At 73.7% G+C, this 18,039-nt stretch carries 2 protein-coding genes; both read left to right on the top strand.

Annotation, left to right across the window (positions count from 1 at the left end; genetic code table 11):
- The first annotated feature begins 114 nt into the window (after positions 1-114).
- Positions 115-15,714, top strand: a complete 15,600-nt coding sequence (locus tag GWI24_RS09530; protein WP_210945449.1) for a type I polyketide synthase — start codon at positions 115-117, stop codon at positions 15,712-15,714.
- 51 nt (positions 15,715-15,765) lie between these two features.
- Positions 15,766-18,039: type I polyketide synthase (locus GWI24_RS09525; RefSeq protein ID WP_210945448.1), on the top strand; the 2,274-nt coding region annotated here is incomplete at its 3' end.

The raw sequence follows: 18,039 nt of genomic DNA, 5'->3' as shown, positions 1-18,039 counted from the left end.
AGTTCACACATAGCCTCTCAGCGAGAAGTCGACTGATTTGGTTGTTGGTTACCGGCTCCCGTTGAGGATCTGTGGAGCATTTCCGATGCCGTCTGCCGTAATTGGATTGCGTAAATGGCGAATGAAGAGACGCTGCGGGACTACCTCAAGCTGGTAACGGCGGATCTGCACCAGACTCGCCTCCGCCTGCAAGAGGCCGAGGCGAAGAACCACGACCCCATCGCCATCGTGGGGATCGGCTGCCGTTATCCCGGAGGCGTGTCTTCGCCCGAGGACCTGTGGCGCATCGTCAGCGAGGGCGTTGACGCGGTCAGCGAGTTCCCGCTGGACCGCGGGTGGAATGTCGACACGATGTACCACCCGGACCCGGACCACCCCGGCACCAGTTATGTGTACGAGGGCGGATTCGTCGACGGCATTGCCGATTTCGACCCTTCGCTGTTCGGCATCAGCCCCCGGGAAGCGCTCGGCATGGATCCGCAGCAGCGGATGCTGCTGGAGACCTCCTGGGAGGCGTTCGAGCGCGCGGGAATCGACCCGGTCGCGGTGCGCGGCCGGCAGATCGGCGTCTTCGTCGGCACCAGCAATCACGATTACCTGGGCGCGATCCTCAGTTCCAACGAGAACTTCGAGGGTTACTTCGGCACCGGTAACGCCGCGAGCGTCGCCTCCGGCCGCCTTTCCTACACCTTCGGTTTCGAGGGCCCGGCCGTCACCGTCGACACCGCCTGTTCCTCCTCGCTGGTGGCGCTCCACCTCGCCGTCCAGGCGCTGCGCAACGGCGAATGCTCGCTCGCGCTCGCCGGTGGCGCCACCCTGATGTGCGCGCCCGGTGTCTTCGTCGACTACAGCAAGATGCGCGGACTGGCCCTCGACGGCCGTTCCAAGCCCTTCGCCCCGGAGGCCGACGGCTTCTGCCTGGGCGAGGGTGTCGGCATGCTGCTGGTCGAGCGGCTGTCGGACGCCCAGCGCAAGGGCCACCCGGTGCTCGCCGTGGTCCGCGGCTCCGCCGTCAACCAGGACGGCGCCAGCAACGGCCTCACCTCGCCCAACGGCCCCTCGCAGCAGCGCGTCATCCTCCAGGCGCTGGCCAACGCCCGGCTCAGCCCCGACCAGGTGGACGCCGTCGAGGCCCATGGCACCGGCACCGCCCTCGGCGACCCGATCGAGGCGCAGGCGCTGCTGGCCACGTACGGCCAGGGCAGGCCCGAGGGCAAACCGCTGCTCATCGGCTCCATCAAGTCCAACATCGGCCACGCCCAGGCGGGCGCCGGTGTCGGCGGCGTCATCAAGATGGTCATGGCGATGCGGCACGGTGTGCTGCCCCAGACCCTCCATCTCACCGAGCCCACCCCGCACGTCGACTGGACGGCCGGGGACGTCGAACTGCTCACCGCCCCCCGCGAGTGGGGCAAGGACCCCGAGGGCGCCACCCCGCGCCGGGCGGGCGTCTCGTCGTTCGGCATGAGCGGCACCAATGTGCACACCATCCTCGAGGAGGCCCCGGCCTCCGCGGCCCCCGTCGGACACGCCGAGGGCGACGAGCCGGAGCGGGCCGAGGTGCCCCTCGTCCCGGTCGTGCTGTCCGGCAAGAACGAGCAGGCGCTGCGCGCCCAGGCGCTCCGGCTGCGGACCCATCTGGCCGCCCACCCCGGCCACCGCCTCGCCGACATCGGCTACTCCCAGGCCGTCACCCGCGCCGCCCTCGACCGCCGCGCCGCGGTCGTCGCCGCCGACCACGACGAGCTGCTCGCGGGCCTCGACGCGCTCGCCGAGGGCCGCCACCACCCCGAGGTGACCGAGGGTCTCGCCGCCGAGGGCAAGGTCGCGTTCCTCTTCACCGGGCAGGGCAGCCAGCGGCTCGGCATGGGCCGTGAGCTGTACGCGACGTATCCGGTGTTCGCCGAGGCGCTGGACGCGGTCTGCGCCCAGCTCGACCGCTTCCTCGACCGGCCGCTGAAGGACGTGCTGTTCGGCGACGACGCCGCCACGCTCGACCGGACCGGCTACACCCAGCCCGCGCTCTTCGCCGTCGAGGTGGCCCTCTTCCGCCTCGTCGAATCCTGGGGGCTGCGGCCCGACTTCCTCTCCGGCCACTCCATCGGCGAGCTCACCGCCGCCCATGTCGCCGGGGTGCTCTCGCTCACCCACGCCTCCGCCCTGGTGGCCGCGCGCAGCCAGCTGATGCAGCAACTCCCCACCGGCGGCGCGATGATCGCGGTGCAGGCGGCGGAGGACGAGGTGACGCCGCTGCTGACCGAGCGGGTGTCCATCGCCGCCATCAACGGCCCGACGTCGGTCGTCATCGCCGGTGACGAGGACGCGGCGGTGGAGATCGCGGCGGGCTTCGAGGCCCAGGGCCGCAAGACCAAGCGGCTCACCGTCAGCCACGCCTTCCACTCCCCCCACATGGACGGGATGCTGGAGAACTTCCGTCAGGTGGCCGAGCGGCTGACCTACGAGGCTCCGAAGATCCCGATCGTCTCCAACCTCACCGGCACCCTGGTGAGCGCCGACGAGATCACCACGCCCGAGTTCTGGGTCCGCCACGTCCGCGAGGCCGTCCGCTTCCTCGACGGCGTCCGCCGCCTCGAGGACCACGGCGTGACCACTTATCTGGAGCTCGGCCCCGACGGGGTGCTGTCCGCCATGGCCCAGGACTGCGTGAGCGGCGGCCGGAACCGCACGTTCGCCTTCCTGCCCGCCCTGCGCTCCGGCCGCCCCGAGCCCCGCACGCTGAGCAACGCGCTCGCCCAGGCCCATGTCCGCGGCCTGCCCGTGGACTGGGCCACGTACTACGCGGGCACCGGCGCCCGCCGCGTCGAGCTGCCCACCTACGCCTTCCAGCGGCAGCGCTACTGGCCCGCCAACCCCTTCTCGTACGGCGCCGACTCCGCCGCCGCCGAGGCCGCCGCACCGGCCGTGGCCGACGCCCGGTTCTGGGAGGTCGTGCACAGCGAGGACCTGGCCGCCCTGGTCGACACCCTCGGCCTCGACGGCGACCAGCCCCTCAGCGAGGTGCTGCCCGTCCTGTCCGCGTGGCGGCGGCAGAGCCACGTGGACACCACCGTGGACGGCTGGCGCTACCGCGTCACCTGGACACCGCTGCCGCAGGCCCAGGCCAAGCCGCTCACCGGCACCTGGCTCGTGGTCACCCCCGAGGGACGCGCCGACGACCCCTGGGTGGCGGAGCCGCTGCGGCTGCTGGCCGAACGCTGCGTCACCGTCCACCGGATCGACGTCGACGGCACCACCGCCGACCGCGCCGCCCTCACCGAGCGGATCCGCACCGCCCTGAACCCGGACCCGGCGGCCCCGGCCCCGCGCGTCGACGGTGTGCTCTCCCTGCTCGGCCTGGACGAGCGCCCGCACGACCGGCACCCCTCCCTCACCGCCGGACTCGCGGGCACCCTCACCCTCGTCCAGGCTCTCGGCGACGCCGACCTCGACGCCCCGCTGTGGGCCGCCACCCGCGGCGCGGTCTCCGTCGGCCGCTCCGACCGGCTCACCAGCCCCGAACAGGCCCAGATCTGGGGCCTGGGCCGCACCGCCGCCCTCGAACACCCCGAGCGCTGGGGCGGTCTGATCGACCTGCCCGAGACCGCCGACGACCGCGCCCTCGGGCGGCTCGCCGACATCCTCGCCGGGCCCGAGGGCATCAGCGGCGAGGACCACCTCGCCATCCGCCCGCAGGGCATCCACGTCCGCCGGCTGGCCCGCGCCCCGCACCACGAGACCACCGATGACGGCTGGTCCACCCACGGCACCGCGCTGATCACCGGCGGCACCGGCGCCCTCGGCGGCCACGTCGCCCGCTGGCTCGTGGCCCACGGCGCCCAGCACATCCTGCTCGCCGGCCGCCGTGGCCCCGACGCGCCCGGCGCCGCCGAGCTGCGGGACGAACTCACCGCCCTCGGCGCCCAGGTGACCGTCGCCGCCTGCGACGTGGCCGACCGCGACGCCCTCGCCGGGCTGCTGGCGACCGTCCCCGCGGACCTCCCGCTGACCACGGTCGTCCACGCCGCCGGAGTGCTGGACGACGGGGTGCTCGACGCCCAGACCCCGCAGCGCATGGCCGATGTGCTGCGCGCCAAGGCCGACTCCGCCCGCCATCTGCACGAGCTCACCCGCGGCCTCGACCTGTCCGCCTTCGTGCTCTTCTCCTCCATGGCCGCCACCTTCGGCGCCGCCGGACAGGCCAACTACGTGGCCGCCAACGCCTACCTCGACGCGCTCGCCGAACAGCGCCGCGCCGAGGGGCTGCCCGCCACCTCGATGGCCTGGGGCGCCTGGGCCGACGGCGGCATGGCCACCGACGAGCTGGTGGCCGAGCGGCTCCGGCAGTCCGGGCTGCCCGCCCTCGCCCCCGAACCGGCGACCGCCGCCCTGGGTGCCGCGCTCGACCTCGACGAGACCTTCTCCCTCGTCGTGGACATCGAATGGGACCGCTTCGCGCCCGGCCTCGTCGGCCACCGCCCGAACCCGCTGCTCGCCGACCTCTCCGAGGCGAAGCGCGCGATCGAGGTGGCACGCACCGCCGGCGGCGGCCCCGCCATCCCCGGCCGGCCCACGTCGCTGGCCCAGCGGCTGACCGACGCCGGAACCGACGAGGAACGCGACCAGATCGCCCTGGACTTCGTCCGCACCCAGGTGGCCGTCGTCCTCGGCCACCCCGGGCCGGACTCGGTGGAGCCCAGCCGCGCCTTCCGCGACCTCGGTTTCGACTCGCTGACCGCGGTCGAGATCCGCAACCTGCTGTCCACGCTCACCGGGCTGAAGCTGCCCGCCACCATCATCTTCGACTACCCCACCCCGATCGCCCTCGCCGACCACCTCCAGGCCGAACTCATCGGCTCGCGCCCGGCCGTGACCGGCGCGTCGTCGGTGGGCGTGGCCTTGGACGACGACCCCATCGCGATCGTCGGCATGAGCTGCCGCTTCCCCGGTGGTGTGCGGTCGCCGGAGGAGCTGTGGCGGCTGCTGGCATCCGGGCAGGACGCGGTGGTCGACTTCCCCGCCGACCGCGGCTGGGACCTGGAGACGCTGTACGACCCGGAGGGCGCGGGCGAGCACACCAGCTACGTCCGCGAGGGCGGATTCCTCGCCGACGCCGCCGAGTTCGACCCCGTCTTCTTCGGCATCTCGCCGCGTGAGGCGCTGGCCATGGACCCGCAGCAGCGGCTGCTGCTGGAGACGTCCTGGGAGGCGTTCGAGCGGGCCGGGATCGATCCGACCACGCTGCGCGGCCAGCAGGTCGGCGTGTTCGCCGGTACCAACGGCCAGGACTATCTGCCCGTGATCCTCTCCGCCCCCGATGGCTCGGAAGGGTTCATGGGGACGGGTAACGCGGCGAGTGTGATGTCGGGCCGGGTGTCGTACGCGCTGGGCCTGGAAGGCCCGGCGGTGACGGTGGACACGGCCTGCTCGTCGTCGTTGGTGGCGTTGCACTGGGCGATTCAGGCGTTGCGTGCGGGTGAGTGCTCGTTGGCGTTGGCCGGTGGTGTGACGGTGATGTCGACGCCGGGTTCGTTCGTGGACTTCAGTCGTCAGCGTGGGCTGGCTGCTGATGGGCGGATCAAGGCGTTCGCGGCGGGTGCGGATGGCACGGGCTGGGGCGAGGGTGTGGGCATGCTGCTCGTGGAGCGGCTGTCCGATGCCCGGCGTAACGGTCATGAGGTGCTGGCGGTCGTGCGCGGCTCCGCGATCAACCAGGATGGTGCGTCGAATGGTCTGACGGCGCCGAATGGTCCGTCGCAGCAGCGGGTGATCCGGCAGGCGTTGGCGGGTGCGGGGTTGTCGGCGTCCGAGGTGGACGCCGTCGAGGCCCACGGCACGGGCACCAAGCTGGGCGACCCGATCGAGGCGCAGGCGCTGCTGGCCACGTACGGGCAGGAGCGGGAGCCGGAGCGACCGCTGTGGCTCGGCTCCATCAAGTCCAACTTCGGCCATACGCAGGCCGCTGCCGGTGTCGCCGGTGTGATGAAGATGGTGCTGGCCATCCAGCACGGACTGCTGCCGCAGACCCTCAACGTCGATGAGCCCACCCCGCATGTGGACTGGTCGGCCGGCGCGGTCGCCCTGCTGACCGAGGCGCGGGAGTGGCCGGAGACCGGCCGTCCGCGCCGGGCCGCGGTGTCCTCGTTCGGCATCAGCGGCACCAACGCGCACACCATCATCGAGCAGGCCCCGGTGTACGCGGACGAGAACGAGGACTCGGCGCCCGCCGCCGCGCCCCGGTCCGGTCTCCCCGCCACCTGGGTGCTCTCCGCCAAGTCCCCGGAGGGCCTGCGCGACCAGGCCGTACGGCTGCGCGCCCATCTCGACGAGCGGCCCGAGCTGGACCTCACCGACGTGGCGTTCACGCTCGCCACGCGCCGTACCGCCTTCGAGGAGCGCGCGGCGCTGGTCGCCGAGGACCGCGACGGGCTGCTGTCCGGCCTGGAGGCGCTCGCCGAGGGCCGTACGGCGGCCGGGCTCGTGCGGGGCGCGGTGGCCGGTGGCCGGGTGGCGTTCCTGTTCACCGGGCAGGGCAGCCAGCGGCTCGGCATGGGCCGTGAGCTGTACTACGCCTTCCCGGTGTTCGCGGACGCGCTGGACGAGGTGTGCGCCCACCTGGACGCGCACCTCGAACGGCCGCTGCGGGATGTGCTGTTCGGGGAGGACGCCTCCGCGCTGGATCAGACGGGTTTCACTCAGCCCGCGCTGTTCGCGGTCGAGGTGGCGCTGTTCCGGCTGGTCGAGGCGTGGGGTCTGAAGGCGGACTTCCTGTCCGGGCACTCGATCGGTGAGCTGGCCGCTGCACATGTGGCGGATGTGCTCTCGCTGGCGGATGCGGCGAAGTTGGTCGCGGCGCGTGGCCGGCTGATGCAGGAGCTTCCGGCCGGTGGCGCGATGATTGCCATCCAGGCGTCCGAGGACGAGGTCGCGCCGTTGCTCAACGAGCGCGTCTCGATCGCCGCGCTCAACGGGCCGACGTCCGTGGTCATCGCGGGTGATGAGGACGCGGCCGTGGAGATCGCGGCCGGTTTCGAGGCCCAGGGCCGCAAGACCAAGCGGCTCACGGTCAGCCACGCGTTCCACTCGCCGCACATGGACGGGATGTTGGAGGCGTTCCGCGAGGTCGCGGAGGGGCTGTCGTACGAGGCCCCGCGTATCCCGATCGTCTCCAACCTCACCGGTGGCGTGGTCTCCGCCGAGGAGATCACCAGCCCGGACTTCTGGGTGCGCCACGTCCGCGAGGCCGTGCGCTTCCTCGATGGCGTACGGACGTTGGAAGGCCAGGGCGTCACCACCTACGTCGAACTGGGTCCCGACGGCGTACTCACCGCCATGGCCCAGGACTGCGTGGCCGACTCCGAGGCCGACGCCGCCTTCGCCGCCGTGCTGCGCAAGGACCGTCCCGAGGCCGAGGCGCTGCTGTCGGCCGTCGCGCGGGCGCATGTGCGTGGTGCGGCGGTGGACTGGGCGGCCTACTACGCCCGTACCGGCGCCGCGCAGGTCGCGCTGCCCACGTACGCCTTCCAGCGGCAGCGCTACTGGCCGAAGGTCTCGTCGCTGTTCCTCGGCGACGTGGCCGCGGTCGGGCTGGGCGAGGCCGAGCATCCGCTGCTCGGCGCCAGCGCCGAACTGCCGGACGCGGACGGGATGCTGTTCACCGGGCGGCTGGCGCTGTCCACGCACCCGTGGCTCGCGGGCCACACCATCCTGGACACGGTGCTGCTGCCCGGCACCGCGTTCGTGGAGCTGGCGATCCGCGCCGGTGACCAGGTCGGCTGCGACTACCTGGAGGAGCTGACCCTCGAGGCGCCGCTGGTGCTGCCCGCGCGGGGCGGTGTCCAGCTGCGGCTCTCGGTCGGTGCGGCCGACGAGACGGGCCGCCGTCCGCTGTCGCTGCACTCCCGGCTGGAGAGCCTGCCCGCCGAGGAGCCGTGGACCCGGCACGCCGCCGGTGTTCTGGCGTCCGGCGGCCGTCCGGAGGCGTCGTTCGAGCTGAGTGCGTGGCCCCCGGCGGACGCGACCGAGGTGGAGCTGGACGGCCGCTACGAGGGCCTGCTGGACATCGGTTTCGCCTACGGCCCCGCGTTCCAGGGGCTGCGCAGGGCGTGGCAGCGCGGCGGCGAGGTGTTCGCCGAGGTGGCGCTGGACGAGGAGACGGCCGAGGAGGCCGCCGCGTTCGGGCTGCACCCGGCGCTGCTGGACTCCGCCCTGCACGCCATCGGCATGGGCGGCCTGGGCAATACGGGTGGCGAAGGGCGGCTGCCGTTCGCCTGGACCGGCGTGTCGCTGTACGCGAGCGGCGCCTCGGCGCTGCGGGTGCACCTGGCCCCCGCGGGCACCGACGGCGTCCGGCTGGAGATCGCCGACACCACCGGCGCGCCGGTCGCGGCCGTCGAGACGCTGGGGCTGCGCCCGGTCTCGGCCGAGCAGTTGCGGAGCGCGCGCACGGCCTACCACGAGTCGCTGTTCCGCCTGGAGTGGGCGACCACGGCCGGGCTCGCCGACGCCGCCGGGGCGGATGTTCCTGCCGACGGCCGGTGGGCGGTGCTGGGCGCCGATCCGCTCGGGCTCGGGACCTCGGCGTACGGGGACATCGAGACGCTGGCCGGGGCGGTCGCCGCGGGCACGGCGCCCGCGCCCGAGTACGTCATCGTGTCGCCGTCCGCGGAGGTCGGTGAGCAGGTGGCCCGTGGGGCGCACCGTGCCGCCGCCGCGGCGCTCTCCGTCGTCCAGCGGTGGCTGGAGGAGGAGCGGTTCGGGGACGCCCCGCTGGTCGTGGTGACGCGTGGCGCGGTGGCCGTCGAGCATGACGAGCCGGTGGCGGATCTGGCCGGTGCGGCCGTCTGGGGTCTGCTGCGCTCGGCGCAGTCGGAGAACCCGGGCCGCTTCGTGCTGGTGGACACCGACGGCGGGGACGAGTCGCTGCGGGCGCTGCCCGCCGCTCTGGCCTCCGGCGAGCCGCAGTTGGCGATCCGCGCGGGCGCGGTGTCCGTGCCGCGGCTGGCGCGGGTGGCCGTGGAGCCGGAGGGCGACGAGGCGCGGGGCCTCGACCCCGAGGGCACGGTGCTGGTGACCGGCGCGTCCGGTTCGCTGGGCGGGCTCGTGGCGCGGCATCTGGTGGCCGAGCGTGGCGTACGGCATCTGCTGCTGGTGAGCCGCCGTGGCGACCAGGCGCCGGGTGCGACCGAACTCAGCACCGAGCTGGTCGAGTTGGGCGCCGAGGTGGCGTGGGCGGCGTGTGATGTGGCCGACCGGGACGCGCTCGCCGCGGCCCTCGCCACCGTCTCCGCCGAGCACCCGCTGACCGCCGTGGTGCACACCGCCGGTGTGCTGGACGACGGTGTGATCGGCTCGCTCACCTCCGAGCGCGTCGACCACGTCATGCGCCCGAAGGTGGACGCGGCGTGGAATCTGCATGAGCTGACCCGCGAGCTGGACCTGACCGCCTTCGTGCTGTTCTCGTCCTCCTCCGGTGTGTTCGGCGGCCCGGGCCAGGGCAACTACGCGGCGTCCAACGCCTTCCTGGACGCCCTCGCCCGCCACCGCGCCGCCCAGGACCTGCCCGCCACCGCGCTCGCGTGGGGCCTGTGGGCCGGGGCCGGGATGGGCGGCACCCTGGACGAGGCCGACATCGCCCGGATGCGGCGCGCCGGACTGCCGCCGCTGCCGGTGGCCGAGGGCCTCGCGCTGCTCGACACCGCGCTGACCGTCCGCGAGGCGTCGCTGGTGCCGATGCGGGTGGACCTCGCGGCCCTGCGTACCCAGGCCGCCAGTGGCGCGGTCTCGCCCCTGTTCCGCGGTCTGGTGCGGATCCCGGCGCGGCGCGCGGTGGACGCGGTCGCGGCGGGCGGCGAGAGCGGTCTCGCCGGGCGGCTCACCGGGCTGTCCGAGCCCGAGCAGGAGCGGCTGCTGCTGGACCTGGTGCGCGCCCAGGTGGCCGCCGTGCTTGGCTACGCCGGTGCGGAGACCATCGGTTCGGGCCGGGCGTTCAAGGAGCTGGGCTTCGACTCGCTGACCGCCGTTGAGCTGCGCAACCAGCTCAACACGGTCACCGGGCTGCGGCTGCCCGCCACGCTCATCTTCGACTACCCGGACCCGCAGGTCCTGGCCCGCCATCTGCGCACCGAGCTCATCGGCACGCGGTCCCCGGTGGTGCACACGCCGGTGCCGGTCGTGGCCGCCACCGACGACGAGCCGATCGCCATCGTGGCGATGAGCTGCCGCTACCCCGGCGGGGTCACCACCCCCGAGGAGCTGTGGCAGCTGCTCGCCGCGGGCGAGGACGGCATCTCCCGCTTCCCGGACAACCGTGGCTGGGACCTCGAGGCGCTCTACGACCCGGACCCGGAGACGCAGGGCACCTCCTACGCCCGCGAGGGCGGATTCCTGCACGACGCCGCCGAGTTCGACCCGGCGTTCTTCGGCATCTCGCCGCGCGAGGCGCTCGCGATGGACCCGCAGCAGCGGCTGCTGCTGGAGACGTCGTGGGAAGCGTTCGAGCGCGCCGGGATCGACCCGCTGTCCGTGCGCGGCAGCAGGACCGGTGTGTTCGCGGGCGTCATGTACCACGACTACGGGTCCCGGCTGCACGCCGTCCCGAACGAGGTCGAGGGCTATCTCGGCACCGGCAGCTCCAGCAGCGTGGTGTCCGGCCGCGTGGCCTACACCTTCGGTCTGGAGGGCCCGGCCGTCACGGTCGACACGGCCTGCTCGTCCTCGCTGGTGGCGCTGCACCTGGCGGCGCAGGCGCTCCGCCAGGGCGAGTGCTCGCTGGCGCTGGCCGGCGGTGTCACCGTGATGTTCACCCCGGGTACGTTCATCGACTTCAGCCGCCAGCGCGGACTGGCCAGGGACGGCCGTTGCAAGTCCTTCGCGGCCGCCGCCGACGGCACCGGCTGGGGCGAGGGTGCGGGCATGCTGCTCCTGGAGCGGCTGTCGGACGCCCGTCGGCACGGCCATGAGGTGCTGGCGATCGTGCGCGGCTCGGCCGTCAACCAGGACGGCGCGTCCAACGGTCTGACCGCGCCCAACGGCCCGTCCCAGCAGCGCGTGATCCGTCAGGCGCTCGCCAACGCCCGTCTGACCACCGGTGAGGTGGACGTCGTCGAGGCCCACGGCACCGGCACCACGCTGGGCGACCCCATCGAGGCGCAGGCGCTGCTGGCCACCTACGGCCGGGAGCGGGACGCCGAGCGGCCGCTGTGGCTGGGCTCGGTGAAGTCCAACCTGGGCCACACCCAGGCCGCCTCCGGTGTCGCCGGTGTCATCAAGATGGTGCTGTCGATGCGGCACGGTCTGCTGCCGCGGACGCTGCACGTGGACGAGCCGTCGCCGCATGTGGACTGGTCGGCGGGCGCGGTGTCGCTGCTGACCGAGGCGCGGGAGTGGCCGGAGACCGGCCGTCCGCGCCGGGCCGCGGTGTCCTCGTTCGGCATCAGCGGCACCAACGCCCACGCCATCATCGAGCAGCCGCCCGCCGCCGAGCCGAGCGAGCCCGCGGCGGAGCCCGAGGCCCTGCCGTACGTGCCCGTGCTGCTGTCGGCCCGTACCGAGGACGGTGTGCGGGCCCAGGCGCGGCGGCTGCGGTCGCGGATCGCCGCCGAACCCGGGGCCTCCCTCACCGATCTGGGCTTCTCGCTCGCCACGACCCGCGCCGCGCTGGAACATCGCGTCGCGCTGGTGGCCGAGGGCCATGACGAGGCGCTGGACGCGCTGGACGCGCTGGCGCGCGGTGAGCACCCGGCGCAGGCGCTGCGCGGGCTGGCCACCGAGGGCAAGGTGGCGTTCCTGTTCACCGGTCAGGGCAGCCAGCGGCTGGGCATGGGCCGTGAGCTGTACCGGACGTTCCCGCGCTTCGCGGAGGCGCTGGACGAGGTGTGCGACGCGCTGGACCCGCATCTCGAACGGCCGCTGAAGACGGTGCTGTTCGGCGAGGACGCCCAGGCCCTGGACCGCACGGCGGTCACCCAGCCCGCGCTCTTCGCCGTCGAGGTGGCGCTGTTCCGGCTGGTCGAGGCGTGGGGTCTGAAGGCGGACTACCTGTCCGGCCACTCCATCGGCGAGCTGGCCGCCGCGCATGTGGCGGGCGTGTTCTCGCTCGCCGACGCGTGCGCGCTGGTGGCGGCCCGTGGCCGTCTCATGCAGGAACTGCCCGCCGGTGGCGCGATGATCGCCGTCCAGGCGTCCGAGGACGAGGTGGCGCCGCTGCTCACCGACCGGGTGAGCATCGCCGCCCTCAACGGCCCGGACTCCGTGGTCATCGCGGGCGACGAGGACGCGGCGACGGAGATCGCCGCGTCGTTCGAGGCGAAGGGCCGTAAGACCAAGCGGCTCACCGTCAGCCACGCCTTCCACTCGCCGCACATGGACCCGATGCTCGCGGACTTCCGCAAGCTGACCGAGGGCCTGACCTTCAACGCCCCGAAGATCCCGCTGGTGTCCTGCCTCACCGGCACGGTGGTCTCCGCCGACGAGGTCCGCCTGCCGGAGTTCTGGGTGCGCCACGTCCGCGAGTCCGTCCGCTTCGCCGACGGCGTCCGCACCCTGCGCGAGCAGGGCGTGACCACGTATCTGGAGCTCGGCCCGGACGGGGTGCTCTCCGCGATGGGCGAGGACTGCCTCGCCGGGACGGAGACCGGGACCGACGGCGGTGTGGACACCGACGCGGTGTTCGTCCCCACCCTGCGCGGTGGCCGCCCCGAGGCCCAGGCGCTCGCCACCGCCCTCGCCCACGTCCACGTCCGAGGCGCGGCCCCGGACTGGGCGGCGGTCTACGCCGGGCGCGGCGCCCGCCGCGTGGAGCTGCCCACCTACGCCTTCCAGCGCCAGCGCTACTGGCTCGACGTGGGCATCTCCGTCGAGGACGTGATCTCCGCGGGCCTCGGCACGGCCGACCATCCGCTGCTGGGCGCGGCGGTGGAACTCCCCGACACCGGTGGCTTCGTGTTCACCGGGCGGCTGTCGCTGCTGACCCACCCCTGGCTGGCCGACCACGCCGTCATGGACACCGTGCTGCTGCCCGGCACCGCCTTCGTGGAACTCGCGCTGCGCGCCGGCCACGAGGCGGGCTGCGACACGGTCGAGGAGCTGACCCTCCAGGCTCCGCTGGTCCTGCCCGAACAGGGCGCCGTCCAGCTGCGGCTGGAGCTCGCGGCGGCCGACGAGACCGGGCGCCGCCCGCTGACCCTGCACTCCCGCCGGGAGGACGTGCCCGCCGACGAGCCGTGGCTCCGTCACGCCACCGGCTTCCTCGCCCCGAGCGCCCAGGGTGCCCCGGACGAGGACGCTGCCGAGCACGTGGACCTGAGCGCCTGGCCCCCGGCCGATGCGACGGCCCTGGCGACCGAGGAGTTCTACGCGGGCGCGGCCGCCGCCGGACTCGGCTACGGCCCGGTCTTCCAGGGGCTGCACGCCGCCTGGCGGCGCGGCGAGGAACTGTTCGCCGAGATCCGGCTGCCCCAGGGCTTCGAGCCCCAGGCCGCCGCGTACGGGGTGCATCCGGCGCTGCTGGACGCCGCCCTGCACACCCTTGGCCTCGACCCGGAGGGCGAGGGGAGCGAGGGCGCGCGGCTGCCGTTCGCCTGGACCGGCGTACGGCTGCACGCCGGGGGAGCCGCATCGCTGCGCGTACGGCTGCGGCCCGGCGCCGACGGGGTGTCGCTGCACCTCGCCGACGGCACCGGCGCCGCCGTGGCCACCATCGACGGCCTGGTGCTGCGCCCGCTGGCGGCCGAGCAGCTCGACGCCTCGCGCGCCGCGCACCACGAGTCGCTGTTCCGCCCCGAGTGGGCCGCCCTGTCCGCGTCCGCCGCCGGCATCCCGCTCGGCGAGCGCTGGGTGACCCTCGGCGCCGCCACCGGCTTCACCGTCGGCGGCGAGCGGCTGGACGACCACGCGGACCTCGCGGCGCTCGCCGCATCGCTCGACGGTGGCGCGTCCGCCCCCGACGTGGTCGTGGCGCCCCTCACCGCCACTGGCGGCGCGGCGTCCCTGCCCGACAGCGCCCGGGCCGCCGCCCGGGACGCCCTGGACCTGGTCCAGAACTGGCTGAACGACCAGCGGCTCGCCGACACCCGTCTCGTCCTCGTCACCCGTGGCGCGGTCGCGGCGGCCCCCGGCGAAGACGTCGCCGACCTGGCCCACACCACCGCGTGGGGCCTGATGAAGTCCGCGCAGTCGGAGAACCCCGGCCGCTTCGTCCTGGTGGACATCGACGGCACGGACGCCTCCCAGCGGGCCCTGCCGTCGGTGCTCGCCACCGACGAACCGCAGCTCGCGCTGCGCTCCGGCACCGGCCACGCCTACCGCCTCGCCCGGGTCCCGGCCCTGGCGGACACCCCCGAACCGGCCGGACTCGGCGCCCCGGAGGGCACCGTACTGCTGAGCGGCGCCACCGGCGCCCTGGGCGGACTCTTCGCCCGCCATCTGGTGGCGGAGCGCGGAGTGCGGCATCTGCTGCTGGTCAGCCGCCGTGGTGGCGAGGCCCCGGGCGCGGCCGAACTCGCCGCCGAACTGGGCACGTTGGGTGCCGAGGTCACCTGGGCGGCCTGTGACACCGCCGACCGGGACGCCCTGGCCGCCACCCTCGCGGCCATCCCGGCGGAGCACCCGCTGACCGCCGTGGTGCACACCGCGGGCGTCCTGGACGACGGGGTGATCAGCTCGCTGACCGGTGAGCGGATCGACACCGTGCTGCGCCCCAAGGTGGACGCGGCGTGGAACCTCCACGAGCTCACCCGCGAGCTGGATCTGGCCGCGTTCGTCCTCTTCTCCTCGGCCGCCGGTGCCTTCGGCAGCTCGGGACAGGGCAACTACGCCGCGGCCAACACCTTCCTGGACGCGCTCGCCCAGCACCGCCACGCCCAGGGCCTGCCCGCGAACTCGCTCGCCTGGGGCCTGTGGGCGGCGGCCGACGGCATGGCCGGAAGCCTCGACACCTCCGATGTCACCCGTATCTCGCGCGGTGGCTTCGCGGCGCTCGGGCAGGACGAGGGCCTGGCGCTGTTCGACGTGGCGGGCACCCTGTCCGAGGCCGTGCTGGTACCGATCCGCATCGACACGGGCGCGCTGCGCGGCCAGGCCGCCGCCGGGCTGCTGCCGCCGCTGCTGCGCGGCCTGGTCCGCACCCCCGTACGGCGCTCCGCCGACACCGGGGCCACCTCCGGTGTCGTGGCCGACTCGGGTGCGGGCTCGCTCGCGACACGGCTCTCCGGGCTCTCGGAGGCCGAACGCGACCGCGAACTGCTGGAGGTCGTCCGCGGCCATGTGGCGGCCGTCCTCGGCCACGCCAACCCGGACGACGTGGACGCCGGGCGCGGCTTCCTCGACCTCGGCTTCGACTCGCTCACCGCCGTGGATCTGCGCAACCGACTGGGCGCCGCCGCCGGGCTGCGCCTGCCGGTCACGCTGATCTTCGACTACCCGACGCCCACCGCGCTCGCCGGGTATCTGCGCGAGGAGCTGGGCTTGGACGGCGCGGCCGGCGCGGCCGGACACCAGCCCGTACACGCGGAGCTCGACAAGCTCGAGGCGATCCTCGCCACGATCGCCCCGGACGACATCGAGCGCCCCGGCATCACCACCCGCCTGCGCGACCTCCTGTCGAAGTGGAATGAAACGCAAAGTGCTACGGACAGCACCGCAGAAGACCGTGAAATCCAGTCCGCGACGGCAGACGAGATCTTCGATCTCCTCGACGACGAGCTCGGGCTCTCCTGATCTGCTCCACAAGAGCTCATCGACTCACCTCAGCACCGCGGGGACGGCGTAATGGCGACGGCGAACGAAGAGAAGTACCTCGACTACCTCAAGCGGGCCACCACCGACCTGCGCGAGGCGCGGCGGCGGCTGCGCGAGGCCGAGGACCGCGAGCAGGAGCCCATCGCCATCGTGGCGATGAGCTGCCGCTACCCCGGCGGGGTCAGCACCCCCGAGGAGCTGTGGGAACTCGTCGCCCGCGGCGGTGACGCGGCCACGCCGTACCCCACCAACCGCGGCTGGGCCACCGACGTCCTCTTCGAGCCGGACCCGGACAGCGGCCAGGAGCCGTACCTCCACGAGGGCGGATTCCTGCACGACGCGGCCGACTTCGACCCCGCGTTCTTCGGCATCTCGCCGCGCGAGGCCCTCGCGATGGACCCGCAGCAGCGGCTGCTGCTGGAGACCTCGTGGGAGGCGTTCGAGCGCGCCGGCATCGACCCGACCACGCTCCAGGGCAGCCAGACCGGTGTGTTCGCGGGCGTGATGTACCACGACTACGCCTCCCGGCTGTTCTCCGCGCCCGAGGACGTCGAGGGCTTCCTCGGCAACGGCAGCTCCGGCTCCATCGCCTCCGGCCGCGTGGCCTACACCTTCGGCCTGGAGGGCCCGGCCGTCACCATCGACACGGCCTGCTCCTCCTCCCTGGTCGCCCTGCACTTCGCCGCGCAGGCGCTGCGCCGCGGGGAGTGCTCGCTGGCGCTGGCCGGCGGTGTCACCGTCATGTCCACCCCCGGCACCTTCACCGAGTTCAGCCGCCAGCGCGGACTCGCCGCCGACGGCCGCTGCAAGTCCTTCGCGGCGGCGGCGGATGGCACCGGCTGGGGCGAGGGCGCCGGCATGCTGCTGCTGGAGCGGCTCTCCGACGCCCGCGCCAACGGCCACCAGGTGCTGGCCGTCGTCCGTGGCAGCGCCATCAACCAGGACGGCGCCAGCAGCGGGCTGACCGCGCCCAACGGCCCCTCGCAGCAGCGCGTCATCCGCCAGGCCCTGGCCGCCGCCCGGCTCGCCCCCGGGCAGATCGACGTGGTCGAGGCCCACGGCACGGGCACCACGCTCGGCGACCCCATCGAGGCGCAGGCCCTGCTCGCCACGTACGGGCGCAACCACAGCGAGGACCAGCCGCTGTGGCTGGGCTCCATCAAGTCCAACATCGGGCACACCCAGGCCGCCGCGGGTGTCGCGGGCATCATCAAGATGGTCATGGCGATGCGCCACGGGGTGCTTCCGCGGACCCTGCACGTCGACCAGCCCACCCCCAACGTCGACTGGTCGGCGGGCGCCGTCTCGCTGCTGACGGAGGGGCGCGCCTGGCCGGACACCGGGCAGCCGCGCCGGGCCGCGGTGTCCTCGTTCGGCATCAGCGGCACCAACGCGCACACCATCCTGGAGCAGGCGCCGGAGCCGGAGGCGGCAGAAGCCGCGAAGACGGCCGACGACGCCCCCGCCGAGACCCGCGCCGCCACCGCGCTGCCGCTGTGGACCGTGGCCGCCAAGAGCCGCCCCGCGCTGCGCGCCCAGGCCGCCAATCTGCGCGCCCACCTCGAGGCCCACCCCGAACTGCGCCTCACCGACGTCGGCTTCTCGCTGGCCATCGGCCGGGCGGCCTTCGAGCACCGGGCGGCGATCGTCGCCGACGACCGCGAGGGCCTGATACGGGCCCTCGACGCGCTGTCCCGCGAGGAGCCAGCGACCGGGCTGGTCGAGGGCAAGGTCGCCGGTGGCAAGGTGGCGTTCCTGTTCACGGGGCAGGGGAGTCAGCGGCTGGGGATGGGGCGTGAGCTGTACGACGCCTATCCGGTGTTCGCTGAGGCGCTGGACGCGGTGTGTGCGGAGCTGGATCCGCATCTTGAGCGGCCTTTGAAGGATGTCCTGTTCGGGGACGACGCGGCGGTACTGGACCAGACGGGGTTCACTCAGCCTGCGTTGTTCGCGGTGGAGGTGGCGCTGTTCCGGCTGGTCGAGGCGTGGGGTCTGCGGACCGATTTCCTCTCCGGGCATTCGATCGGTGAGCTGGCCGCCGCGCATGTGGCGGGTGTGTTGTCGCTCGCGGATGCGGCGAAGCTGGTGGCGGCGCGTGGGCGGTTGATGCAGGAGCTTCCGGCCGGTGGCGCGATGATCGCGGTGCAGGCGTCGGAGGACGAGGTGGCGCCGCTGCTGAATGAGCGCGTCTCGATTGCCGCGCTCAACGGGCCGTCGTCGGTGGTCATCGCGGGTGATGAGGGCGCGGCGGCTGAGATCGCGGCCGGTTTTGAGGCACAGGGTCGTAAGACCAAGCGGCTCACG

The sequence above is a fragment of the Streptomyces sp. MK37H genome (assembly GCF_018035285.1).
GTDB lineage: Bacteria > Actinomycetota > Actinomycetes > Streptomycetales > Streptomycetaceae > Streptomyces > Streptomyces endocoffeicus.
The sequence above is the reverse complement of the archived record's forward strand: the minus strand, read 5'-3'. Positions and strand labels throughout refer to the sequence as shown.